Here is a 24000-nt window from a genome sequence, read left to right on the forward strand (position 1 = left end):
TTTCAAACGCCCTTTAAAAAAGCGGAATCTGCACATGCTCTGCTTCTTCAAGATTGGAGACGGTAATGCCGAGTAGCCGGATCCCTTTTTCTGCATCCCCTAACTCTGCCCATAATTCTTCAGCATATTCATAAATATCGTCAGAGGCTTGCACGTGACGGTTGCCACTCGCTCTTCTAGTAATCGTTTCAAAAGAATGGTAACGAACTTTAAGAACAACCGTTTTTCCTTTCTTACCATGCCTAACTAATGCGTTCATTACCTCATCTGCTAAGCGTTGAAGCTGAGCTAGCACTTCAGTTTCTGAGTACAAGTTTTTAAAATATGTATGTTCTTTACCCACTGACTTTCGTTCACGTTCAACCCGAATCGGCTTATTATCAATGCACGAATCTTTTTATAGTAAGACATGCCCGCTTTACCAAAAAGACGGATCAATTCCATCTGCTCTAACTGATACAAGTCATCCCCTGTATAAATTCCAAGTTCGTGCATACGTTGTGCCGTTTTTGGCCCGACACCTGGAAACTCCTCCACGTGTAATTGGCGCAGAAACCGCTCGGCTTCATCAGGAATGATGACCGTTAATCCCGCTGGCTTTTGCTGATCAGAAGCAATTTTAGCAATGAACTTATTATAGGAAACACCCGCTGAACTCGTCAGCTTTGTCTCTTTCCAGATGTCTCGTTGAATCATCCGTGCGACGACCGTCGCACTTGGAATGTTCTTTTTATTGTTCGTCACATCAAGATACGCTTCATCAATGGACATCGGTTCTACGAGGTCTGTATACCGAAGCATAATGTTTCGAATTTGTGCTGATGCCTCGCGATACGCTTCATAATTTCCAGACACAAACACACCGTGTGGGCATCTTTCATATGCTTCAAAGGCACTCATTGCGGAGTGTACACCGAACTTACGCGCTTCATAGTTCGCCGTTGATACGATGCCCTTTCCCCCGGTTTGGTGAGGGTGCTTCGCAATGATGACGGGTTTACCTTTTAGCCGTGGATCGTCTCGTTCTTCAACAGAGGAGAAAAACGCATCCATGTCGATATGAATAATCTTCCGTGAAATATCCCGATAAGGTTCTGGAAACTGTATTCCTGACGACACGGCTACTTCCCCCCTACTTTTATATACACTTATTATAGCGAACGTATGATCGTTCTTCAAGTGACGAGGGAACTTCACATGAACATTTCACTACCGGTTCTATATAGTGTTAACTTTAGATTTTCCTAATTTACGCTGTTGGATTGGAGGGGGAGTGCGGTGCCATTTTGCGCGCAGTTTGTTTAGTTTAACGATTTTTGCGCTCACTGCGCTAAACTCCTGCGCAGTTTGTTCCAACCGGAGAAGAGATTCAATGCCCATAAGCGAGCACCCTGTCGGCCCCAGTAAGGCCGAAGCCAATTCGGACCCGGTTCGGCGCCCCTCGCGCCGACGGCTTGTGGATACTTCGAGGCGGGGATGTACACATGACTCGGTGATCTGTAACCGAGTTGGCTCAATCTGCTCCCTAGTTTATGAGAATATACCGCTTTTCCAACGATTTCCCTTAACTTGAGAACCGTTCAGCCGCAACTCAAGCACAGTTTCCACTTTACGAAGCCACCCATTGGTTCTTGAAGAACTTCTTTCGTTCGACTTATATAGAACAATAACCTAACATTTAGTGTAGACCCGAAAAAATAAGCGACCCCGATTGGGGTCGCTTATTCATTTATTCCTCATCTTCGTCCTCGTCGTCAGAGTCCTCATCACTATCTTCTTCATCAACTTCTTCATCTTCACGCTCTGCCTTCTCATCAGCACCCGCAATTTCAATGTCGCGACCGAGCGTATAATCGACGCCTTCAGTATACGAATTACCCGCATTCCAAAGGAGGAACTCGTAAATATCGTTGTCATACAGCGCTTGAATTTGCGCTTCAACTTCATCTACCCCGTAGTTCATATAATTGCCAGATCCAAGATAGGAAGCTGTAAAGTCTTGAAGCCACGGTCTCGAAACCGGTGGGTTATCCAATTCACCTAAAACATCGTTTTCCAATTGTGAAAACCAATCCATAACATTGTATGGCTCCAGATCTGGAATTGGAATTCCTTCAATATGCCCAACACCCCAGTGACTTGGATAAGGCATGGCAGAGATAATGTCAACGTGCTCTGCAATTCGTTGATAATCTTGACCAATTGTTGGTGCACCGTCAGGAAGACAAACGGGTTCACCGAAAATATCTACAGAAACTTTCACACCATATTCTCTTAGTTCTTCACGAGCGTATTCAACAAAATCTGTAACCGCTTGGAACCGCTTCTCAGAACTCTCAACGTCCATATCGCCGTATTTACCGTAATCAAAATTCAAGCGATCTTCATTAGATGCGAGGTTTTCTGGGAAACGAATATAATCAAATTGAATCTCTTTAAATCCAGCCTTAGCAGCCTCTCTAGCTACTTCAACATTATACTCCCAAACTTCTTCAGAGAATGCACTAACAAACACATCGCCATAGTTTTCCCACATTGAGCCATCTGGCTCGGTATAGGAAAGTTGAGGTTCACTTTCACCAAGTACGCGGTCTTTAAAAACAACAACCCGTGCAATCGGTAGATCTCTGAATCTTCAAGCGTTTCCATCATCCCATCAACATCAGAAATAATGGCTTGTGAGTTGTTTTGGATTCGCTCATCTTCGGAGTCCGTATCAATAGTAATATTTCCGTGGTCGTCTTTAATATCAATAACCATTGAATTCAATTCGGTGCGATCTAGTAAATCAACTAACGTTTCGAACCGGTCCCCGCCTGCTGAATATGCGGTAGAATACACACCTCTCACACCGTCTTGAGGGTACTCAATCTCAATGCCACTATCGTATGTAAATCGATCAGGTATTAAGCGTGGGAGAAACAAGAGTCGATCTTCTTCTGATGGAACATCAAACAATCGTTCTTCTTCTGCTGCTTCATCTTCAGCTTCATCACTGTCTTCTTCTGCATCGTCTTCTGTTTCTTCTTCAGCATCTGCATCCGTTTCTTCAGCCTCTTCTTCTGCAGATACGTCAGTCACCCCAATGCTCAGTGCAAACCAGCCAGCAAACAATAAAGTTGATAGTTTCAAAGGTTTATTCATGAATTATTCCTCTCCCTCTTCTTCCTCAACGTCCATTTCAAAGTCTGCGAGAATTTCTTCAATCGTAAGTAACGCTTCTTCTAGCTCGTCCCAAGCTGGAAGTGTTTCGACATGAGAATCATTTAATGTTTCAATGCCATCTGCCAACATTTGAAAATCGGCTTCTTCGCTTCCTAGCCCATCAAAATATTGTTGATGACGCTCTAGATTGGCACTATATTGTGAGATAAATGAAGAAATACCGCTTTTAGCATCTGCTAAACTCGATGCCGTTTCTTCAAGATCACTCGGAAGTTCTTCAGCATTCCCGTTTTCTAAAACGAGTTCAACGGTGGACAAGTCAGATTCCATTTGAGCGTATGCCGTTTCAATTTCATTGAAGTACTGCTCACGAGTGCTTACATTCTCAGCAACTTGCCCTGAACCTTCTGTCAATGCACCGTTTGCGTCATCTGCCAAGTCTTCTTCAAAATGAATTTGCAAGTCTCTTTCTTGTTCCAAAATGTTATGAGCTGCATTGATGATCGTTTCGTGTTGCGACTCTATGCTATCAAATGCCGTGCCTGCCTCTTCTGTGCTGCTCGGCTCGTCCGTGCCATTACATGCAGCAAGTAAAAGTGCTGTACTAGCAGCACCAAGCACCAAGTTCATCTTTTTCATTTGTTTCTCCTCCCTGTTTCTACTCCTGAGCGTTATCGACAATGTTACTAGAAATGCGCCTGATTTCCTAGATCTTTTTTCCTCTATTGGCAAAAGAAAAACCGGCACGTAAAAATTGCCAGTTTTAGAAATCATAAACCATATTTATTATATCAGCACCTTCGTAAGAGTGGAAGAGTTAGATGTATGATTTTGTCAATTATCGTAGAATTATGAACAAGGACAAATGCATAGAGAGCGGTTATACTAGATGGAACGCTTTCGTTTGAAAGGAATTCGAGTATGAAACAACACCAACAAGATTTCACCCAAGGCCCCTTGTTTAAGCCGTTGTTGCTGTTTTCTGGGCCCATTATGCTCGCCAACTTACTTCAATCCTCATTCCAGATCACTGACAGCTTATGGGTCGGTAACTTGCTTGGCGCTAATGCACTCGGTGCTGTCGCCGTTTCCAGTACGATCATCTTTACCGTTCTCTCATTCGTCATTGGTTTGAACAACGCATCGTTAACGATCCTTTCTCAACAACGAGGCAAAAATGACCAAACCGGCTTAAAACGATACTTAAACGCATTTGTTGTCGCTATGACCCTCATTGCCCTGTCTGTAGGTGCTGCCGGCTATTGGTTTAGTGAGCAGTTACTCTTATTAATCGGCACGCCTGAAGCTATGCTCGCATCAGCAGACGCCTATTTGCGCATTAATTTTCTAGGCATTCTCTTTCTTTTTGGGTATACCTTTATTAGTACGATCTTACGTGCGCTCGGCGATAGCAAAACGCCTCTTCGCATCGTATTGCTCGCGGTTGTTTTAAACATCGGTTTAGACCCGTTGTTCATCAGCGGATTTGGCTGGGGCATTGAAGGGGCTGCCTATGCGACGCTTGCCTCTCAGGGTACTGCCTTTTTGTTCGGTGTTATGTACATCATCAAAAAAAGCTAGCACCATTTACTATGCCACACTTGCCCTCTAAACAAGAAATTGGTTTGATCTTAAAACTCGGCATTCCTTCAGGGTTGCAAATGTCGGTGATCGCGGCAGGGGTTGCCGCCATTATGAGCGTGGTGACGAGCTTTGGTAGTGATGTTGTTGCCGGATTTAGCGCTGCTCAACGTTTAGACAGCTTAATTATGCTTCCCGCCATGGCCCTTGGGACGGCTGTGAATAGTATGGCAGGGCAAAACATTGGAGATGAACAGTGGGATCGCGTAAGAACGCTCGCCAAATATGCGGTTCTTTATAATCTCGTCATTATGTTTGCCATTGCGACGTTTATTGTGCTGTTTGCTGAATACGGCGTGCGTTTATTCATCCAAGATCCAGATGCGGTTTTGTTTGCGACTCGTTACTTACAAATCGTTGCCTTGTGCTATCCGTTTCTTGGCATAAACTTCGTATTAAATGGGATCGTAAGAGCGTCGGGAGCTATGTATCAAGTTCTTGCATTGAACATCATCTCTTTTTGGGTATTACGATACCCCATTACCGCGCTTTGTTCCTCGTTATTCGGGGAAATTGGCATCGGAATTGGGATGGGAATAAGCCTTCTCATCGGTAGTTTATTTGCCTATCTGTACTACCGCTACGGAAAGTGGGACCAAAAGCGGATTTTTGCTGAAGAATAAAGAGGGAACAAGAAAGCGATGAGATTCGTATTTTGCGAATCTCATCGCTTTAGCTTTTCTTCACATCCGGCACTGTTAATGTAAACTGAACTCCCGCATCAGTATTTTCTAATTTGTACGGGTAGGACAAAGCTTCAGCCATTTGTTGAACGAGATACAAGCCAACGCCACTACCGCCACTGTTTTTGTTTCGGGACTTTTCTACACGGTAAAACGGGGCAAAAACAGCCGTTAAGTCTTTATCTGAAAGGGTTGCGCCTGTATTCACAATTGAAATGTCCCAAGCGTTAGGAACCTTTTCAGCTCGAATGACCATCTGCTCTCCTTGAGGAGAATACATGAAGCCGTTATGAATGACGTTATACATAATCCTGGATAAGAGTTCTTCGTTTGACTGAACCCACACGTCGTCCTCTAGCTGACAATCGACCGTAATCTCTCGTTCTGATTGGAAGTACTCCAGTCGCTCCAACGTCTGATTGATGAGGGAAGCGAGTTGAATATCTTGTCGTTCGATACTCGTCAGGCTTCTTTCTAATTTCGACAGCTTCATCATATTTTGCAAAAGACTCTCCATCTCTTCGGTCGTCTGAATCGACTTAGCCAAATACACTTCTCGGTCTTTGTACGGACCGATTTCGTGTAGCATGCCTTCAAGCTGTCCTTTTAAAATTGTAATCGGTGATTTCAGTTCATGGGAAACTGCAGAAAAATACTCTCTTCTCTTCTCTTCGATGGCCCGCTCTTTTTCAATATCAGTCTGCAACTGCTCATTTGCCGACTTTAACCGTTCCAACGATTGTTCTAAGTTCCCAGACATATGATTAATACTTTGAGATAATTCACCGATCTCATCGCTCCGCTTCATGTCAATTTTTTCGGTGAAGTTCAGCTGTGCCAGCGATTGAGCGGATTGATTGAGCTGAAGAAGCGGTTTTGTGATCTGTCTAGAGAACACATAGGCAAACCCAACAGATAAAACAATCGCAAACACAATAATGTAGGGCAAAAAGAGAAACAGTGCTTCAGTCGCCTCACTTACCGGCTGCAAAGAAGCGTTCACGTACAAGTAAAACGGCTGCCTTCGATTAAAATCGGTATCGTCCGTGAATACCCATCGGAAAAGCCTTCAATTTGCTCAGGGTTGGCTAAAATGCGTTCACGATAGTTTAAGCCCCCATCGATCTCAATGGAACGAGCATTTAAGGAGAGTAGCGGTGTATAGTTTTCGTCGAGCAGATGAAAATGCACATTCTGATTCCAACTAATCTCTTGCATCCCTTCATAAATCGATTGAAACGGGCTTGCTTCTGCTTGCTCGACTAATTCGTCAACGCTTCGTCAATTTGTGCAACCTTATACTGTTCATAAAAACTCGGGAGAAATAAATAAAGGGCTACATAAAACACAAACGCAAGTGTAAGTAATGTACCTGTTGAAATTAGAAACAGTTTGCCCGTAATTCGATTCGGTGACAGTTGCTTAATGAGATTAAACATCCAATTTATAACCGACGCCTTTCACAGTTTGAATCGTATCAATGCCTAGCTTTTTTCTAACGTTTTTAATATGTGTATCAATCATTCTCGTCTCTCCTAAATAGTCATAACCCCACACTTGCTCAACAATTTTCTCTCTTGTCAGTACAATGCCTTGATTCATGAGCAATAACTTTACGATCTCAAACTCTCTCGTTGTCAGCGTCACCTCGCAACCATCAACCCACACTTGGTATCGATCAGGATCGAGCTTGATACTACCAAAATGCAACGTAGTGTCTGGTTCCGATTGATTGGCTCTTCGTAACAGCGCCTCGACTCTCGCTGTGAGAATTCGAAAAGAAAACGGCTTCGTCATATAGTCATCAATGCCGGTTTCAAACCCACGCACTTGATCCTCTTCTTCACCAAGTGCCGTCAGCATAATGATTGGGACGCTCGAATGTTGGCGAATCATTTTCACAAGTTGAAGCCCATCAATGTTTGGCATCATCACATCAATGAGACAAAGATCAAACGAATGATTTTTCATCCATTCATACGCTTCTAATCCATCCGATGCAGTCGTCACATCATAGCCACCAGCGATAAGAAATTGTTTTATAATTTCTTGGATCTCTAAATCATCTTCTGCAACAAGTATTCGGTTCATAGACGGTCCCCACAGTTTCATAGTATACGCTCATTATAATCGATGCCGACACCTCTCTTAAAGAAAAGATACTTCATCAACGAATTCCTGAAGATACACTTTCTAACAGAATTGCCTATTAGAGCATTTTTACGAACAAAGACAACGTAACACTTCCATCTTCTTATAGAAGCGCAAGATCCAACGTAGAAACACCTACGCTGGGATCTTAATGGATTTTAGGTTAATTTTGGCTGCAATTCCTTGATTAGATTTTTGTCAGCACATCTGTCGTCAATGTGGAATTTATGAATTAATCAACGTTCACCCCGGTATGCTTCATTGTCCCTCCTTTATATGAATAGATTGTCATCAGATTCTTCTGCTACGTTCAGCATCAGCTGGGGGGCAGCTTGCTGTTTACATATTCTAAACTACAGACCCCATCTGTAGTTTGTGTGAAGTTCACTTGAAGACTGGATGAGGATTCACAAATCTTGTGATTCCATTCTTCTACACTTTCTATTTACACCATTCTTTCGTATAGTAGCAGTGAGGTGATGACGTGCAAACAACCGATAACGATTGGCAAGCCATTGTTGACAATGATTCGACCTTTGATTCTGTATTTGTATATGCGGTTCAAACGACGAAAATTTATTGCAAACCGTCTTGCCGCTCCCGCCAACCGAATCGTTCTCACGTACAGGTGTTTCAACGTGCTGAAGACGCAGAACGTCACGGTTATCGACCGTGTAAACGCTGCGAACCACAGGAACGATTAGAGCCAAACGCACGGATTGCACAAACAATGACTACCTTGCTAAGAAATCATTTAGACGAGCCAATCACTTTGAGTTGGCTTTCAATGAAACTTCATAAAGACTCTGCCCACCTGCAAAAGATCTATAAAGCACAAACAGGGGAAACGCCAAAACAAACACTCACATACATGCGTATACAAAAAGCAGCAGAACTACTCGTTCATACGCACAAATCAATTGCTGAAATTGCACGCACTGTCGGGTATACGAACCGTTCATCATTTCAGCGAACGTTTGAAAAAGTTATGCACAGTACACCACAACAATTTCGAAACGAGGAGGGGAAACGATGAATGTTTACTACACGAACATCACAGTTTCAAAAAACAGCCATTGTGATTTATTAATTAGCGAATATGGGCTTTGTTATGTTGGAGCTCCTGCCGACTCCTATTCAACAACAAAAGCTTGGCTGGACCGGAACTTACCAGACGCAGTATTGACGACTGACCCGCTCGCGACAGAGCCCTACGAGAATGCTTTGCAACACTATTTACTTCAAAAAACGAACACCATCGATATTTCGATTCATCTCGTTGGAACCCCTTTTCAAAAACAAGTATGGAATGAATTATGCCAGATTTCATATGGGCAAACGAAGAGCTACTCAGACGTGGCACGTGCACTCCACCGACCAACAAGCGTTCGGGCTGTGAGCAATGCCATTGCGAAAAATCCCGTTATGATTGCCGTTCCTTGCCATCGTGTGATCGGTAAAAATGGTAAATTAACCGGTTTTCGTGGCGGTTTAGCGATGAAAAAACAACTTCTTCAATTAGAAGAGGGGGTGTTTACATGAACCTAGACGTGCGACACGTCCAATCAAAATCCATTCTCACGCGAACGTCTGGGTTTTTAAATGGTTATACACATTCACTAAACCCTTATACGGGTTGTGCTTACGGGTGCAGTTTTTGTTACGTGAGGCAAATGCCGATTGCCCTTTTTCGAACAAAGAGCTGGGGAGAGTATGTCGATGTGAAGCAAAATGCCAATGCACTACTCGAAAAAGAATTAGTACGTGCAAAGAAAAAAGAACCTGTCTTCATCTTCATGTCTTCCAGTACAGACCCTTACCAGCCCATCGAAATGAAAGCAGAAATCACTCGATCGATCCTTACTACCCTCATCGAAAACCGTCCAGCTTTTCTGTTCGTACAGACGAGAAGCCCAATCGTGCAACGTGATCTTGATCTATTCAAAGAACTTAAAGACCAAGTGTTTGTTAGCATGACTGTTGAAACCGATGACGACCGAATACGGAAACAGTTCACCCCGAATGCGCCTGCGATTCGCGGCCGATTAAAGGCATTAGAAAAACTCGCAACAGCAGGTATTCCTACTCAAGCAGCCGTTGCCCCACTATTGCCTAGCACCTCCCACTTCCCTAGCCTTTTGGCAGATTATGTGGAGCGTGTTTGTATTGATGACTTCTTTTTAGGCGATGGAAGTGGAGGAAAACGAACCTCACGCCTTAACATCCGGTCCTTATACGATGAAAAACACGTCCGAGATTGGTACGACCCCTCCGCCCGCGATCGCCTAAAAAAACGCTTTTTAACAGTTTTTAAGGACGAAAATGTGAGGATGAACCAGGATGGCTTTCTGCCACCTGCACATCTTGGATTGAATCGGTAATCCCAAGTGCAAGCCGTAACCGATCACGCCAGGCGAGAAGCCCATCCTCATCCTCGCTTCCTCGATTAAGTTGTGTATACGCCAATCCGTCAGATTCCACGTAACCGACCACTCCACTCCGTTTCTTTACTTGCAGTGGCCAGGCGGCGTCATTCATTGAGAACACGTTCTCATGCATGAGTGTTCGTAAACTCGCTATATTCATCCCACAAGAACCAGCGGTCACATCCCAATACTTTTCTCCCATTTCTTTCGAAAATAACCGATTTACAATACTCTCGGTTTGTTGCCAAGACTCTGGATGACTGCGAAATGCCTGTTCGCTTCTACCAATTACCGTATAATCGTTCTCCTGAATCGTCTTGTGCACAGCGGCCAACTGCTCTTTTGCCGTCTCCAACCAGGTTAATAACCGATCGGTGTCGCAATAATGAAAATGATCTGATTGCGCGTGCTCATCTGCTAAGTGGAGAAGTGAATGTCTAGCAAAAGCCGCCCCTTTTGCAGGAATGACTTTAACCAAAAATCCTAAGCGTTGCAGCTCCTTCTGTAAAACATACGGCGTCTCGTCACTACACGTGGCAATTTTTTCAGTAAAATACGCATCTAATTGTTCACCGTGCTCCTGCATTTTCGTAAGCAGCGCACCTTTTGGGTCATGCATTGTGACAAGTAGCACCATATTCAAAACGATTCACCTCGTAAAAAAATGAAGGAAGTGAAGATCTCTCCTCACTTCCTCGGCGTTTTAGTTAGCCATGACTTTACATACATCTTGTGTAAATGCGACAGGGTCTTCAAGTGGAAGCCCCTCGATCAGCAAGGCTTGATTGTATAACAGCTTTGTATAGAGCTCCAACGTTTCGTCATCCGCTTGTTTTAGCGATTGAAATACATCATGCTTGGCATTCACTTCTAATACTTTATCTGCCTTAACATCTTGATTATCCGGCATGGACTGTAAGACTTTCTCCATCTCTATCGTAATCTCACCATCAGCCGCCAGAAAGACCGGATGTGTTTTTAGCCGTTTCGATTCACGAACGTCTGTCACTTTCCCTTCTAGAAATCCTTTCATTTTCGCAAAAATCGCTTGGTCTTCTTCTGTTGCTGTACTCTCTTTGTCATTCTCTGACAAGTTAAGGTCTGCACTTGAAACCGATTGGAATTCTTTTTCGTTGTAACTCGCAATCATCTTTAAGGCAAATTCATCAATATCTTCGGTCAAGTAGAGAATTTCATATCCTTGCTCCGCGACCATCTCCGTTTGTGGAAGCTTATCTATTCGCGTGACAGATTCACCGGTAGCATAGTAGATATGAGATTGATCGTCAGCCATACGCTCTACATACTCCGCAAGTGTGACGAGCTTCTTCTCTTTAGACGAATAGAACATTAACAGATCTTGTAGGTCATCTTTGTTCATGCCAAAGTCGCTATACACGCCGAACTTAAGCTGACGACCAAATGCTTCGTAAAACTTCAAGTATTTGTTTCGGTCGTTTTTTTGCATCGTTTTCAGTTGCGATTTAATCTTCGATTTAATGTTTTTGGCAATTAACTTTAATTGTCGATCGTGTTGCAACATCTCTCTCGAGATGTTGAGTGACAAATCTTCAGAGTCAACCATCCCTTTGACAAAGCTAAAGTAATCAGGCAAAAGGTCGCTGCATTTCTCCATAATGAGCACTCCGTTGGCGTAAAGCTCCAACCCTTTCTCAAATTCCTTTGAGTAATAATCAAATGGTGCAGACTCAGGATATAGAGAATTGCATTGTAGCGAACCGCCCCGTCGACACTAATGTGGACATGGTCTAATGGCGTATCAAAGCCGTAGCGTTTGTCTTTGTAAAACTGTGTATAATCCTCTTCTTTAAGCTCCGCTTTGTTCTTTCTCCAAATCGGAACCATGCTATTGATCGTTTGTAGTTCTTCCACTTCCTCCATTTCATCACTGTCATCCGATTTAGGCTGACTCACTGTAACGTTCATTTTAATCGGATAGCCGATAAAATCCGAATACTTCTTAATGATCGACTGTAAGCGATGTTCATCTAAATAATCCTCATACGTTTCTTCTTCTGTGTCTTCTTTCAGTGTGAGAATGATTTTTGTACCAATCTCGTCTTTCGATGTTTCTTCGATCGTAAAACCATCCGTACCGTTGGACGTCCATAAATACGCCTTTTGTTCATCTACGGAACGACTGATCACTTGCACCTCTTCGGCGACCATAAATGCAGCGTAAAAACCAACACCAAATTGACCAATAATGTCATGGCCATCTTTAATTTCTTGTTCTTTCTTAAATGCTAAAGAACCACTTTTGGCAATTGTGCCTAGGTTATTTTCTAACTCATCATGTGTCATGCCAATTCCTGAATCCGTCAGTGTTAGTGTGCGACTTTCTTTGTCTGTCTCCACTTGAATGTAGTATCTTCACGATTAAACGTAATGGAGTCATCGGTAAGCGCTCGGTAGTACATCTTATCTGTTGCATCACTTGCATTAGAGATGAGCTCACGAAGAAAAATCTCTTTGTGTGTGTAAATGGAGTTAATCATTAGTTCTAATAAGCGTTTTGATTCGGCTTGGAATGGAATTTTAGTCATGTCTGTTTCCTCCTTAACGATCGTTTAGCACTCCACTCATTTGAGTGCTAACCTACATATTATTTTACCGAATCACCCAAAATCGTCAATGATTATGCGGATGTTTTACACATTTTTGTTACATAAAACCTGTACACTTAATAGAATTGTTAATTTAAGGCGTAGGTACATATTGTATAATGGCACTGAATGAAAATGACGCATATCGTGAGGTGTACGATGTCTGCGCGATTCCATGTTCGAACCGTAGTGCAAGAAGAAGAGCTCCACTCCATGAGTCAACTATATGATGATGTTTGGAATAGTAGTGAATCTAGTACGATCCAAGAGAGAATGAAACTACACTATGAATATGAAGGATTTTTAGGGCTTCAGGTCATTGGCCCAAAAGACGAGCTTTACGGTTTTGTTTATGGCTACACGTCTAAACCTGGACAATATTATCACGAACGGTTGAAGTCCAACTTGCCAAGTCCCGTTTATGAACAATGGCTATCCTCTTGCTTTGAACTCTCCGAACTCGTCGTTCACCCTTCTGCAAGGCGCAAAGGAGTTGCCCGTTATCTTTTAGAACATATCACGACCGTGGTTCGCCACGATACCGCGATATTAACGACGCAGGAAGCAAACAAAAAAGCGAGAGCGCTTTATGAGCAACTCGGATGGCAAACAATATCTGAAACGTTTTACCCCTCCTCCTTACTTGAACCCTATGTCATTATGGGTAAAAATCTCGAAGAAGCTGATGGTGTCCCCTCTATATAATTGAGCGTTTTTATGGCTTTAGCCGTCCCCTCCCGCTAAAGCAACGTTCATCTTCCTTAATCTACTAACGGTCATTGATTGTGAAATTCGTAGTTTCCATGTATATTTTTAATGAGAGAGATTCTCAAGGAGGAAAACGATGCACACATCCGTGAAATTCTGGATGAAAACTGCCCGCTCCCAAGTGCTACCTGTGATGGTGCTTCCAGTGCTCATCGGTGCAGCTGGAGCGTTTGCTGTTTATGAAACTTTTCATCTCGGACTATTTTTACTCACACTTATTGGTGCGCTTAGCGCTCACCTGTTTAGCAACATGATTAATGATCTATGGGACTATCGAAATGGTGTAGATATCGCTGCTGAAGAAACGGCTGCTGCCATTTCTACCAATTCTCGAGTATTACCGAGTGGGGCTGTTCCCGAACGAACATTTTCCTTCGTCACGTGGCTATTCTTTGTTATTGCCTCCTATGCGGCGTCGTGATCAGTGCGTTTGTCGGTTGGACGGTTTTATTATTTGCAGCTGCTGGCGGCGCTATTGCTTATTTCTACGTTGCTCCTCCACTTAAATTTGGCTATCTGGGGAAAGGATATAGTGAAGTAGCCATTTTCCTCGCTTTCGGAGTGTTGCCCGTCGTCGGTACGTATTACGTCCTTACCGAGCAATTGGACGTACAAGCCTTCATGATGAGTGTGCCAATTGGAATCTTAACCACTCTAATTTTATTTAATCATCATTTCTTACATTGGCAAGCCGATAAAGCATCTGGAAAAAAAACACTCGTCGTTGTTCTTGGCGAAAAAGGAGCGCTCCGCTTTTCTAAAGTACTCGCTTCTCTAGGATTTTTCTCAATTATTGTCGGCATAGTTGTCGGTGTGTTTCCGTGGTACACAGTGCTCGCCATCCTCCCTGCAATACCGTTATTCAAAGTGTATCCATCGTTTAACGAGACGAATGCCAACGAGTCGTATGTGAAACTGATGGGTGCATCGTTAAAAGCGTCTGTACGCTCAGGCTTGATCATCACGATTTGCCTCGTCATTAGCGGACTATTATAAAAAACAAAGGTGTGAAAAAAATTGACAAACACGCGCATACTCGGAGATTTTCATAATATCATTTCAGAAAACGACACTTGGAGAATTGGAGGCTTCCCACTTCCTGACGGAAGCTTCTGGGAATACCGTGAACCGGAAGCCGTTGTCATTTCCAGAAATGGCTTTCTATATGTACGCGCCCCACTTAGTCGCTCGCACGACCACGTCCAAATTCTTGATAATGCCAAGCATATGTACTACTCAAAAGAACCTGTCACCGTCCCTGAAAACACAAAAGTTAGCTTTGAGCTTCAAATTCGCGCTCGCACGAAAGACACAAATCCAGACGACTTGTATGATGGATATGTATCACTTAACCTCCTTGATTTCTCAACTGGAGCTGCACTGGACTTCTTCACGAACGACAAACAATACGCCTCCGTATACGGCGTGCTTCCGTTCCCTGGTGTCGATGTGCCTGATACCGATGAAACGAAGTATTTCTGTATGTTCAAAGAATCCGATGACCATTTCATCTCGAACGACTTTAATCGATATAAGATCACGTATGACCGGGCAAACAATGAAGTTATTTTCTTTGTAAACGGCCACGAAGTACGTCGAGAGAGCAACGTACCGATTAAATTCAATCAATTCACCGTTGCCCTTGGCATCATGACTGAACAAGACCTCGGTCCAGATGGTAGTGTATCCGTTCATGGTCAAACGGTGATTGGTGAATGGTCGCCAGTAACCGTAACAACAGAAGAAGAATAAACCGAACCTAAGGGAACGATCGTTGCCAAAGCTGAATATGGCGGAATTAGCACGCATAACCATTCAAATTCCAAACACCCCCATACGTGGCTTCAGACCACGTATGGGGGTGTTTGTGCGCAACCTAAACTCTTCACTCTACGTCTTCTGCCTACGTACTAACGATCAGTTACGTTCAAAACGGCGAAGCATCACATAGCAGTGTTACGGTTTATCTTCGCCACCAGAGGTGCCGACGGTTGCGCACTCTTGAGGTTTAGATGAATAAACAGGCTGAAGTTCGTCATAGAGCGCCCAGTATGAGGTAAGCTGAGGTGTTCTGAAGTGATCTAGATCACCTCTCTCCTAGAGGTTCCCAAAAACGAGTGGCCGTCGCCAAAGCCGGAGCTGAAGATCGTGAAAAACGATCGGCATAGAACGAACATAAGCATTACCTCATTTACGCTGTTCGGTTGGAGGGGTAGCTCGGTGCTGGGTGCCATTTTGCGCGCTCGTTTGCCTAGTTTAACGACTTCGCGCTCATTCCGCTAAACATGCGCGCAGTTTGTTCCAACTGGAGCGCAAATTCAATGCCCAAAAGGATCGTTCTCTGAACCCGTTGCCGCAAGGGATGGCGGCATATGCGGGCAAGACGAACGATCGTTCTGCGCTCTAGTTTTCTCCATCTGCGCGCAAGTTTGAGCTTTTCACTGATTTTAGGGTAGATTTCGCCAAACTTGATCGCAGTTTGTTTCAACTTTCGCGCAGATTCCAGGCTGAAGTGCCAACGACACGTCGGCCCCGCCGGGGCCGAAACGAAACCGAACTTGGTTCGGCGCGGTTCGCGCCGACAGGTTGCGGGTACTTGGGGCGGGGATGTACACATGAACTTATGATCTGTTCCCTAGTTTATAAGAATAGAGCGCTTTTCCTGCGATTTTCCCCAATTCGAGCACAGTTTCCACTATACCAAGCTTACCATTGGCTCTTGAAGAAATTATTTAGTGCAACTCATCTATATAGGATGAACTAAACATTCTCCTAATTGCGCAGTTTGTTGTTGCTTTCTACTGCAAGCGTATGCTTGGATGTCGGGGGTTCCCCCTACCATCACTCCCGCATATTAAGTTCAACAAATGTATATTGTCACATGAACTTCACCAACTGTCACAAATCGTATTAAATGGAGCGTTTGACGGGTGAATGATCACATAAAAAGGGCAGAGAGAATGACTGCCCTTTTTCTCTACGGTGACCACTAAACAAACCGATCATGTCTGTTCAAAGTGATCATTCATACACTTCGTAATGCTCCCCTGTTTGTTTCCCTTCCAAAGACTTCACGTACGCTTGTGCGACCTTTTTACCGGGAACGGGCTGAAAACCTCGGAAATAACTGCCAAGTTTTTCAAATGATTCTTCTAGCACTGTTGGACTTACAGCATTAATCCTGATGCTACGCGGCATCTCAATTGCCGATGCTTTCACAAACGATCGTACCGCTCCATTTGCCATCGCAGCTGAAGTCCCTTGTGGTATGGGATCATCCATCATGACTCCGGTTGTGAGTGTGAAGCTTCCTCCATCTGCCACATAAGGAATACCTAAAAGCACCAGGTTAATCTGCCCTTTCAGCTTACTATTGAGACCGACTTCGTTCTTTTCAGGTGTTAACTCGGTAATCGGTGAAAAACCGGCTCGCCCAGAAGCATTAATAACTGCATCAACGATACCGGTTTGCTCATACATCTGTTGGATACTCGCTTCGTCCGTAATATCGACTTGGATATCTGAACCGTTCCTCCCTGCTCGAATGACTTCATGATGATCCTTAAGACATCCATAAATCTCCTTCCCGATCGTTCCACTTGCACCAATGAGAAGTACCTTCATCTAATCAACAACCTCTCCTAAAAGAATTCGCTTCAGTTTACGGATTAACTTAATAACTATGAAAAAAATCCGTCTGTATTCTTCTTTTACCATTATGCGGTAAGATAAACATACAGAGTCGGTGAATATTACGTGGAATAAGAACAGAATAACATCCGACCAAATACATGAATTCTAGTCCTTTAAGGCGACCAACGCATGGATGACTCAGCATATTTGAATATTAGTGACAAAAAGAAATTTCTAAACGAAAAAAATCGAAGTGGCGTGGGATTTTATTTGTCATCACCAAAAACTCCACAACGATTAGATAATTCAAGCAATCTTGATCAAAAAATCCATTGAAAATGTGTTCCCTACTCTTACCCATGTTAAGATCAATTCAAATGCATAACAGAATTTCTGAGAAAGTCATTATCAATCTTTATGATGCGCTTCACCTTAACTTAAACAAACAAATTGAAGGGTTTGTCAAAATGGCCGTTACCAGAGACCCCCCTAGATATAGAAGAACTGGAAAACACCATATTTTCATGTTCAACCGGTGAGCGATTTGCTTAGCTAAACCGCTCATTGGCAATATCCATGACTATCATTGACGCGGCCATATTGCCGGCAGTGCTAGCCATAAGAAGCGAGGAGGATGCTTTTTTCTCCGTCTCACCAGCAATGTGGACGCCAAGTACGTTCGTCCTCCCAAACCCATCAGTAATGATTTCATCTCGTTCATTTCTTTCTAAATGGAGTTGTTCAGTAAAAGGGTTTGCACGAACGTATTCAGGTACGACGAACCCGCCACGTCGGACAATCATCTCTCCATTCTGTAATTCAACGGATGATAACTTCCCATTCTCTCCGTGAAGTTGGCTAATCGGGTTTGTTTGAATAGTTATTCCTCGCTCCGTTAGCGGTTTGACAGCTTCTTTGTCAACAGATTTACCGTTTGTAAACACGACCAAATCAGCGGACCAATTTGACAACAATTTCGTCAAGTGTAGAATGGCTGCTTCATCTTCTGCGAACACAGCAAGTGGTTGGTCACGCAATTCATATCCATCACAAAATGGGCAGCCAAAAATGGACGTCCCATAATACGTACGAATTTGCTCGTGATAAAACACTTCTTGTACCCCGGTCGCAATGAGAATTCGTTTCGCGACGAACACATCTCCATCTCCAGTTGAGACTTCAAATCTGTCTCTTATTTTTGTGGCGCTTGCTACAGTTGCAGAAATCTTCTTCACCGTTGGATAAGCAAGGGCGTCAAGCTGCGCTCGTTCTCGAAATGCGATCGGGGACATGCCATCTCTCGTAATAAAATTGTGTGACTCTCTCGTCACACGGTTCCGGTTCGTATCGTTATCAAAGAATAACACGTGTTGACGTGAACGCCCGAGGTCAAAGCAGCTGCTGAACCTGACGCACCCCCACCGATAATAATGACATCAACATTTTTCATATTTTAACACGCTCCAATAAATATATTAAAGATCTATATTATCTATAATAATTCCGTTATAAATGCCACTAGAGAGTGGCATTTATCGGACTTGAGAGACCAAGTCCTCGAGTCTTGTTTCATCTAGTTGCGCAAAGAATTTCTCCTCCGCGGCTTCAATGGACCGTTGAATGACACAGTTTGGATTATGTGTCTCACAATAATCAAAGATGGCAGGCAACCCCTCTACCGCACGAATCATTTCTAATACGGAAATCTTCTCCCAGCCTGCTTTTAATTTGTATCCCCCATTTGCACCAGGAACAGAAACAATCATTCTAGCTTTCACAAGTTTTGTTAAAATCTTGGATAAATACGTGGTTGAGACGTTTTGATGGCCTGCAAGCTTAGCCACACTCGTATGACCCGAATCATCCCCAACAGCTAAATGGAGCATCGTGTGCAATGCATAATTCGTCGCCTTGGACAGTTTCATCTTTCGGCTCCCTTAACATAGATAATATGAGTCTATAATATCAACGACACCTGTTCGTGTCAATCAAATTGGAATGCAATCTTCCCATTCTCATCTAGAGTAAGCACAGCTGAAAACTTTTTCTTGTTTTTGCTCACAAACCCTTTAATTTTTCTCGTTTCTCTTTTCGTACACAACATCCGAATTTGATTTTCTGTGAGTGTCTTTCCTGCGATTCGAATCGGAATCACTTGTTTGCACCCTTCTTTATATTTGTCACAGCCGTATACTCTACCCTTTTTGATCATGGCTCCCCCACATGCAGGGCAATTTGCAATTGATGGAGGTTTCACTCGATCCGTTACAGAACTGTCTAGCTGTAACTGGCCGACTTGTTGCTTGGATGTTTGTAACAGATGATGAATGAATTGCTCAATATTCGTTAAAAATTGATCTTTTGATTTCTCCCCTTGTCCAATTCTTTGCAAAAACTGTTCCCACTCAGCCGTCATATCTGCTTTAGATAAAAGCGTTCCATCGACAGCTTCACAAAGAATACGACCTTTCGGGGTCACACGAACGATATTTTTCGTAACTTCAATGTAGTTCTCTCGGATGAGTGTTTCAATAATGCTACTTCTTGTCGCTTCTGTGCCGATACCGGCTGTCTTCTTTAACACCTCTTTGAGTTCCTCATCTTCAACAGACTGTCCTGCCGTTTTCATAAGGTTAATGAGCTGTCCATTCGTATAAGGTTTTGGTGGCTTCGTCTCATCTGCGTGTACGCGTAAGTGTGCACCAACTTCTTCTCCTTCTTGGACATTTGGAAGCCGCTCGTTTTCTTCTCCCTTTTCAAAGAGCAACGCTTTCCAACCTCTCACACGTTCAACGATGCCTTTCGCTTTGAACTCTAAACCTTTAATGTCAACTGTTACATGGGTTTCTTCAAACTGATGGCTGGCATAAACATCGCCAATGTGTTCGTTAAGATTTCGTCATAAATCTTCTTTTCAAGTGCTGGCAATTGATCAATACGGCGGCGGGTAGGCACCCGCTTCGTCGGAATAATTGCATAGTGTTCTTTCACCGCTTGGTCGTTTACGTATCGACGGTCCGGCTTTCCAGGTTGAATAAGCGAAGAGGTAGACTCCGGAACAGAAAGCAATTGTTTATATTTAGTTACGTTTGTGTTCAAATACTTGAATTCATGTTGGGTAATGTAGTTAGAATCTGTTCTTGGATATGTGACTAACTTCTTTTCATATAAAGACTGAACCGTACGAAGCACTTGAGAAGGGCTCAACTTCCATCTTTTGTTCGCTTTCGTTTGAAGTGTGCTTAAGCTATGCAATCGTGGAGATTTCACCCTCTTCTCGACACGATTCACTTCAGCAATCGTTCCCTCTTCCTCCTCCCGAATGCCTGCTTCATTAAATACTTTCTTTACTTCAGGCATCGAGCCGGAACGATTCGGGTGTTTCGCTTCAAATGAGCCCTCGTTCGTATGAATCCGGGCGTAGACTTCCACATAGGCTCGGGCTTGAAGTGTCGGATTTCTTCTTCCCGACGATGAATTAGGCAAAGCGTGGGTGTTTGCACACGACCGACACTAAACGCTTGTGATAGCCACGTTCTTGCAGCAGAAGGCTGTAGGCTCTAGAAGCATTCATACCAACAAGCCAATCACCAAATTGACGTGCTTTTGCTTCTTCGTACAAAGACAAATATTTGTCCCCTTCCTGCAACTGCGTAAATCCACGCTGCACCTCTTGTTTCTCTAAAGAATTGATCCACAACCGTTGCATCGGTTTGTGCGAGGCACGGGCTTTCTCAATAATACTTCTTGCAATATTCTCCCCTTCTCGGTCGGCATCTGTGGCAATGATCACTTGTGTTGCTACAGCGAGTAGTTTCTTCACTGTATCAAATTGCTGTTTTTTATCCGCAGGTACAAAAAAACTGAAATTGCTCTGGTAAAATCGGAAGCTCGTCCAACTTCCATTTCTTCCATTCTTTTTTATAATGATGAGGCTCAGCCAAGTTGACCAAGTGGCCAAACCCCCACGTAATGACAGTACGATCGCTAAAGTAATTCGGATCAGTCACTTCGATATAACCATTCTTTTTTTCCGTTTTTGAAAATGCAGACGCGTAGTCTCGCGCTTGACTTGGCTTTTCAGCCAAAATGACGGTTGTCATGTTCCTCACCTCTACCGCTACATTGTGCGTTCATATCTTGATCCAATTATCGCATCCTTAACACGTGGTGACTAGCTGAAAATATAATAAAAAGGCATGAAGCACATGGCTTCATACCTAATATTTTACGGTTCGTAATAAATCGGTGCGTTTGGTCCAAGTTCTACCCCTAGGAAAATCCACACGATGAGCATCACCGTCCAAGAGAGGAGGAAGAATATCGAAAATGGCACCATTGTGGAAATTAGTGTTCCGATTCCCATCTTCTTATCATACTTCTGAGCAAAGGCGATCACCATCGCAAAGTAAGTCATGAGCGGCGTAATGATATTCGTTGCCGAATCTGATACACGATAAACCGCTTGCGCAAGTTCAGGCGAGTAACCGGTTTGCATCATAATTGGAACAAACACAGGCGCCATCATCGCCCACTTCGCTGAAGCACTACCTACAAAGAGGTTTAACAGTGCAGTAATGAGTATAAACCTATAATCACAGGTAATCCGTCAATGTTTAGGGAAGTGAGTAGTTCACCGCCGTAAATTCCCATAATCAAATCAAGGTTTGATTCGTTAAAGAAAGCGACAAACTGACCGGCTGTAAACGCGAGCACAATGAATACACCCATGGAAGCCATCGTATCAGACATTTGCTTTGCAACATCTTTATCGTTACGAATCTCTCTCGTAATAATTCCGTACACAAGGCCAGGGATTAAGAATAGCAACAACATCACGACAACGAGTGAGTCCATAAACGGTGAATTCACAATCGGCATTTCTGGATCATAACCGCGCATCGGTCCCCATTCTGGAACGACGAGCAAGCTCATAAGACCAGCAGAAATGAGCACAGATACAACTGCATAAACAAGACCTTTCTTCTCAATCGGCTTGAGTCTTTCTAAGTCCCCTCTGTAATCTCCTTTATACTCACCAAGACGAGGCTCAACAATTTTCTCAGATACCCACGTACCGACAATCGTAAGTAAGAACGTCGACGCGATAATGAACCACCAGTTCATCGCAATGTTCATCTGTTCAGCATAAGCAGGATCGATCGTCGCTGCTGCTGCCATTGTAAGCTCACCGAGCATCGGATCGGTTGCAGATAATAAAAGGTTCGCACTAAAACCACCAGACACCCCAGCAAAAGCTGTAGCTAAACCTGCAATTGGATGGCGTCCGAGTGCTGCATAAATGACGGCACCTAATGGAGGAAGAACGACATACCCTGCATCTGAAGCGATACTTGACATGATCGCCGCAAACACGAGACCTGCGGTAATTAAACGGTTAGGAATCGAAAGAACAAATCCCTTCAACCCCGCGCTAATTAATCCGCTTCGTTCACACACACCGATACCAATCATCGTGGCTAGCACAACACCAAGTGCGGGAAACGTAATAAAGTTGTCTACCATACTGGAAAAGATATACGCAATCCCTTCTCCAGATAACAAGTTAAACACTTCGACTGTTTCTCCTGGCTCAACAGGATCTTCAACAGATAGATTAAAGCTCGATGCAATTGCAGAAGCTACCATCACAATAAGGGCTAGGATGACGAATAGCGTTACAGGGTGTGGCAATCGGTTTCCCGCTTTTTCGACGACGTCAAGAAAGCGTTGAAACAAACCCCTTCTCTTTTTGTTTGGATCCACAGTTTCTTCAGACATACGATTTTCTTACCCCTTTTCTATCCCCTTGTCCAACAATTGGTGGTTATAAATTATTTAGAAAAAGTATTCTAACAATTGTTGTAGTTGTACTTATGTAGCAAACATATAACCACAATCATGATCGGTATCTATGCATTTGTCAATCAGTAATTTATTATTCTAAAATAATAATACGCACAAAAAATCACTCACCCCCTTCTATGTATAAGAAAGGGAGTGAGTGAACTTACTATTCAGATATAAATCGCACAAGTTCTTCGTTGAATTTCTCGCGCTCATCATGGAAAAGACTGTGTCCACTTTCTTCAAACGGAATCAAGGTGCTTTTTTCAATGCCACGCTCAATAATTTCAGCGAGGTCGAACGGGCAAATCTCATCATTTCTTCCATGCAATATCACTGTGGGTACGTGTATGGAAGAGAGATCATCACGCAAGTCTGCATCCCTTAGCGTCCGTGCGGAAAAAATTGTTGCGTGTGGGCCTGCTTCCATAGCAAGACCGTGAAACCAGCGGTTGTATGCTTCACTCGGGTCTTTCCCAAAGAATAGACTTCCGAAATCAACGAGCATGTTCGCTCGGTCCGCATACGCTCCATCGATTAATCCGTTCACATTGTCTTTTGGAATGCCATGTGCAAAATCCTCTCTTTCAGTAAACACTGGCGCGGCGGCACCTAGAAGGGCCAACTTCGAAATCCCTTTCCCTTCATGACGCGCCATGTAGCGTATTGCGATGGCTCCACCCATTGAAAAGCCAGCAAGCACAGCGTCTTCAAGTTCTAATTGATCAATGACTTTTCGGACGTCGTCTGCCATCGTATCATAATCGTACCCGTGTAACGGTTTATCTGAATTTCCGTATCCTCTAAGGTCGATACCGATGAAGCGAAACCCTTTCTCAGGCAACACAGACATTTGATGTTCAAACATTTTATGGTTCACCGGCCAACCGTGCAAAAAGATGACCGGCTTGCCTCTACCAATATCTTCTACAAACACGTTTGTTTTCTCACCGACTTCAATGAAATGACTCATCGTATACACACCTTTCAAATCGTATGGAAATCAATTCCCAAAAGTCTTGCTTTTGAAACTTGTTTATATCCAGTATGATAAGGGTA

Annotated in this window: 20 protein-coding genes and 6 pseudogenes; 8 read left to right on the forward strand and 18 right to left on the reverse strand. The window is 43.5% G+C overall.

Translation table 11 applies throughout. From position 1 onward, the window contains the following. Window positions 1-13: 13 nt before the first annotated feature. The 3 genes and pseudogenes from dinB to JCM19037_RS12740 form a co-directional block, all read right to left on the reverse strand. A pseudogene (gene dinB, locus JCM19037_RS12730) lies at window positions 14-1053 on the reverse strand (DNA polymerase IV). Between the two features lie 676 nt (window positions 1054-1729). Then, window positions 1730-3144: pseudogene (locus JCM19037_RS30135) on the reverse strand (putative glycoside hydrolase). Window positions 3145-3147: 3 nt separating this feature from the next. Next, window positions 3148-3804: a YkyA family protein gene (locus JCM19037_RS12740; protein ID WP_042401675.1), complete on the reverse strand. Its 657-nt coding sequence runs from the start codon at window positions 3802-3804 to the stop codon at window positions 3148-3150. Window positions 3805-4086: 282 nt separating this feature from the next. On the opposite strand from JCM19037_RS12740, the pseudogene JCM19037_RS12745 reads away from it, so the two are divergent. Next, window positions 4087-5429 (forward strand): annotated as a pseudogene (locus JCM19037_RS12745) (MATE family efflux transporter). A 49-nt stretch (window positions 5430-5478) separates the two neighbouring features. On the opposite strand, the gene JCM19037_RS12750 reads toward JCM19037_RS12745, so the two are convergent. Genes JCM19037_RS12750 through JCM19037_RS12755 form a run of 4 tightly spaced genes read right to left on the reverse strand, consistent with a single transcriptional unit; the run spans window position 5479 to window position 7580 of the window. Next, the gene (locus JCM19037_RS12750) at window positions 5479-6492 is read right to left on the reverse strand and encodes a cell wall metabolism sensor histidine kinase WalK (RefSeq protein WP_238544718.1); all 1014 of its coding nucleotides are present in this window, start codon (window positions 6490-6492) and stop codon (window positions 5479-5481) included. Next, window positions 6489-6707, reverse strand: a complete 219-nt coding sequence (locus JCM19037_RS22980) for a hypothetical protein (RefSeq protein WP_052363871.1) — start codon at window positions 6705-6707, stop codon at window positions 6489-6491. The genes JCM19037_RS12750 and JCM19037_RS22980 overlap by 4 nt, the downstream gene beginning before the upstream one ends. A gap of 44 nt (window positions 6708-6751) precedes the next feature. Then, on the reverse strand, window positions 6752-6928 hold the full coding sequence (locus tag JCM19037_RS25820) for a hypothetical protein (RefSeq protein WP_193744755.1): 177 nt from the start codon (window positions 6926-6928) through the stop codon (window positions 6752-6754). Then, complete coding sequence (locus JCM19037_RS12755; protein WP_042401678.1) at window positions 6921-7580, reverse strand: response regulator transcription factor; 660 nt, start codon at window positions 7578-7580, stop codon at window positions 6921-6923. Before JCM19037_RS12755 ends, JCM19037_RS25820 begins: the two co-directional genes overlap by 8 nt. A gap of 544 nt (window positions 7581-8124) precedes the next feature. On the opposite strand from JCM19037_RS12755, the gene JCM19037_RS12760 reads away from it, so the two are divergent. Genes JCM19037_RS12760 through JCM19037_RS12770 form a run of 3 tightly spaced genes read left to right on the forward strand, consistent with a single transcriptional unit; the run spans window position 8125 to window position 10021 of the window. Beyond that, window positions 8125-8676 (forward strand): bifunctional transcriptional activator/DNA repair enzyme AdaA, encoded by a 552-nt coding sequence (locus JCM19037_RS12760; protein ID WP_042401681.1) that lies wholly within the window; start codon window positions 8125-8127, stop codon window positions 8674-8676. Continuing rightward, window positions 8673-9182, forward strand: a complete 510-nt coding sequence (locus tag JCM19037_RS29025; protein ID WP_042401684.1) for a methylated-DNA--[protein]-cysteine S-methyltransferase — start codon at window positions 8673-8675, stop codon at window positions 9180-9182. Before JCM19037_RS12760 ends, JCM19037_RS29025 begins: the two co-directional genes overlap by 4 nt. Continuing rightward, complete coding sequence (locus tag JCM19037_RS12770; RefSeq protein WP_042401685.1) at window positions 9179-10021, forward strand: radical SAM protein; 843 nt, start codon at window positions 9179-9181, stop codon at window positions 10019-10021. The genes JCM19037_RS29025 and JCM19037_RS12770 overlap by 4 nt, the downstream gene beginning before the upstream one ends. Here JCM19037_RS12770 and JCM19037_RS12775 read toward each other — a convergent pair. Both JCM19037_RS12775 and htpG read right to left on the reverse strand, forming a co-directional pair. After that, window positions 9951-10709, reverse strand: a complete 759-nt coding sequence (locus JCM19037_RS12775; RefSeq protein ID WP_152549061.1) for a hypothetical protein — start codon at window positions 10707-10709, stop codon at window positions 9951-9953. The genes JCM19037_RS12770 and JCM19037_RS12775 overlap by 71 nt on opposite strands. A 60-nt stretch (window positions 10710-10769) precedes the next feature. After that, window positions 10770-12633, reverse strand: a pseudogene (gene htpG / locus JCM19037_RS12780) (molecular chaperone HtpG). Window positions 12634-12852: 219 nt separating this feature from the next. Here htpG and JCM19037_RS12785 point away from each other — a divergent pair. The 4 genes from JCM19037_RS12785 to JCM19037_RS12795 all read left to right on the forward strand — a co-directional run bounded on the left by JCM19037_RS12785 (window position 12853) and on the right by JCM19037_RS12795 (window position 15213). Beyond that, entirely contained in the window at window positions 12853-13398 is a 546-nt protein-coding gene (locus JCM19037_RS12785) for an N-acetyltransferase (protein ID WP_052363872.1), read from the forward strand. A 139-nt stretch (window positions 13399-13537) separates the two neighbouring features. After that, window positions 13538-13882 (forward strand): prenyltransferase, encoded by a 345-nt coding sequence (locus JCM19037_RS28585; RefSeq protein ID WP_255357914.1) that lies wholly within the window; start codon window positions 13538-13540, stop codon window positions 13880-13882. Continuing rightward, window positions 13879-14457, forward strand: a complete 579-nt coding sequence (locus tag JCM19037_RS12790) for a prenyltransferase (RefSeq protein ID WP_255357915.1) — start codon at window positions 13879-13881, stop codon at window positions 14455-14457. Before JCM19037_RS28585 ends, JCM19037_RS12790 begins: the two co-directional genes overlap by 4 nt. 21 nt (window positions 14458-14478) lie before the next feature. Next, entirely contained in the window at window positions 14479-15213 is a 735-nt protein-coding gene (locus tag JCM19037_RS12795; RefSeq protein ID WP_042401689.1) for a DUF6081 family protein, read from the forward strand. 1269 nt (window positions 15214-16482) lie between these two features. Here the strand turns inward: JCM19037_RS12795 and JCM19037_RS12800 are convergent. The 9 genes and pseudogenes from JCM19037_RS12800 to JCM19037_RS12835 form a co-directional block, all read right to left on the reverse strand. After that, window positions 16483-17085 carry a short chain dehydrogenase gene (locus tag JCM19037_RS12800; protein ID WP_042401691.1) on the reverse strand — a complete coding sequence of 201 codons (603 nt, stop codon included), beginning with the start codon at window positions 17083-17085 and terminating at the stop codon, window positions 16483-16485. Window positions 17086-17642: 557 nt separating this feature from the next. After that, entirely contained in the window at window positions 17643-18461 is an 819-nt protein-coding gene (locus tag JCM19037_RS12805) for an NAD(P)/FAD-dependent oxidoreductase (protein ID WP_152549062.1), read from the reverse strand. A gap of 165 nt (window positions 18462-18626) precedes the next feature. Further along, window positions 18627-19019, reverse strand: coding sequence for an Rrf2 family transcriptional regulator (locus tag JCM19037_RS12810; RefSeq protein WP_042401693.1), 393 nt, complete (start codon window positions 19017-19019; stop codon window positions 18627-18629). A 59-nt stretch (window positions 19020-19078) separates the two neighbouring features. Further along, entirely contained in the window at window positions 19079-19510 is a 432-nt protein-coding gene (locus tag JCM19037_RS30140) for a topoisomerase C-terminal repeat-containing protein (RefSeq protein WP_373900898.1), read from the reverse strand. Beyond that, window positions 19502-20597 (reverse strand): annotated as a pseudogene (locus tag JCM19037_RS30145) (DNA topoisomerase); the annotation flags it as partial. The pseudogene JCM19037_RS30145 and the gene JCM19037_RS30140, both read right to left, overlap by 9 nt. Next, a complete protein-coding gene (locus tag JCM19037_RS27385; RefSeq protein ID WP_373900889.1) occupies window positions 20573-21055 on the reverse strand; it encodes a toprim domain-containing protein in 483 nt (160 codons plus the stop codon). The gene JCM19037_RS27385 and the pseudogene JCM19037_RS30145, both read right to left, overlap by 25 nt. Further along, complete coding sequence (locus JCM19037_RS27390; RefSeq protein ID WP_238544715.1) at window positions 20937-21197, reverse strand: toprim domain-containing protein; 261 nt, start codon at window positions 21195-21197, stop codon at window positions 20937-20939. The genes JCM19037_RS27385 and JCM19037_RS27390 overlap by 119 nt, the downstream gene beginning before the upstream one ends. Window positions 21198-21322: 125 nt before the next feature. After that, window positions 21323-22875, reverse strand: a pseudogene (locus JCM19037_RS12830) (AbgT family transporter). A 232-nt stretch (window positions 22876-23107) separates the two neighbouring features. Beyond that, complete coding sequence (locus JCM19037_RS12835; RefSeq protein ID WP_042401699.1) at window positions 23108-23914, reverse strand: alpha/beta fold hydrolase; 807 nt, start codon at window positions 23912-23914, stop codon at window positions 23108-23110. Window positions 23915-24000: the final 86 nt, after the last annotated feature.

The organism is Geomicrobium sp. JCM 19037, from assembly GCF_000698105.1.
Taxonomy (GTDB): Bacteria; Bacillota; Bacilli; order Bacillales; family Marinococcaceae; genus Geomicrobium_A.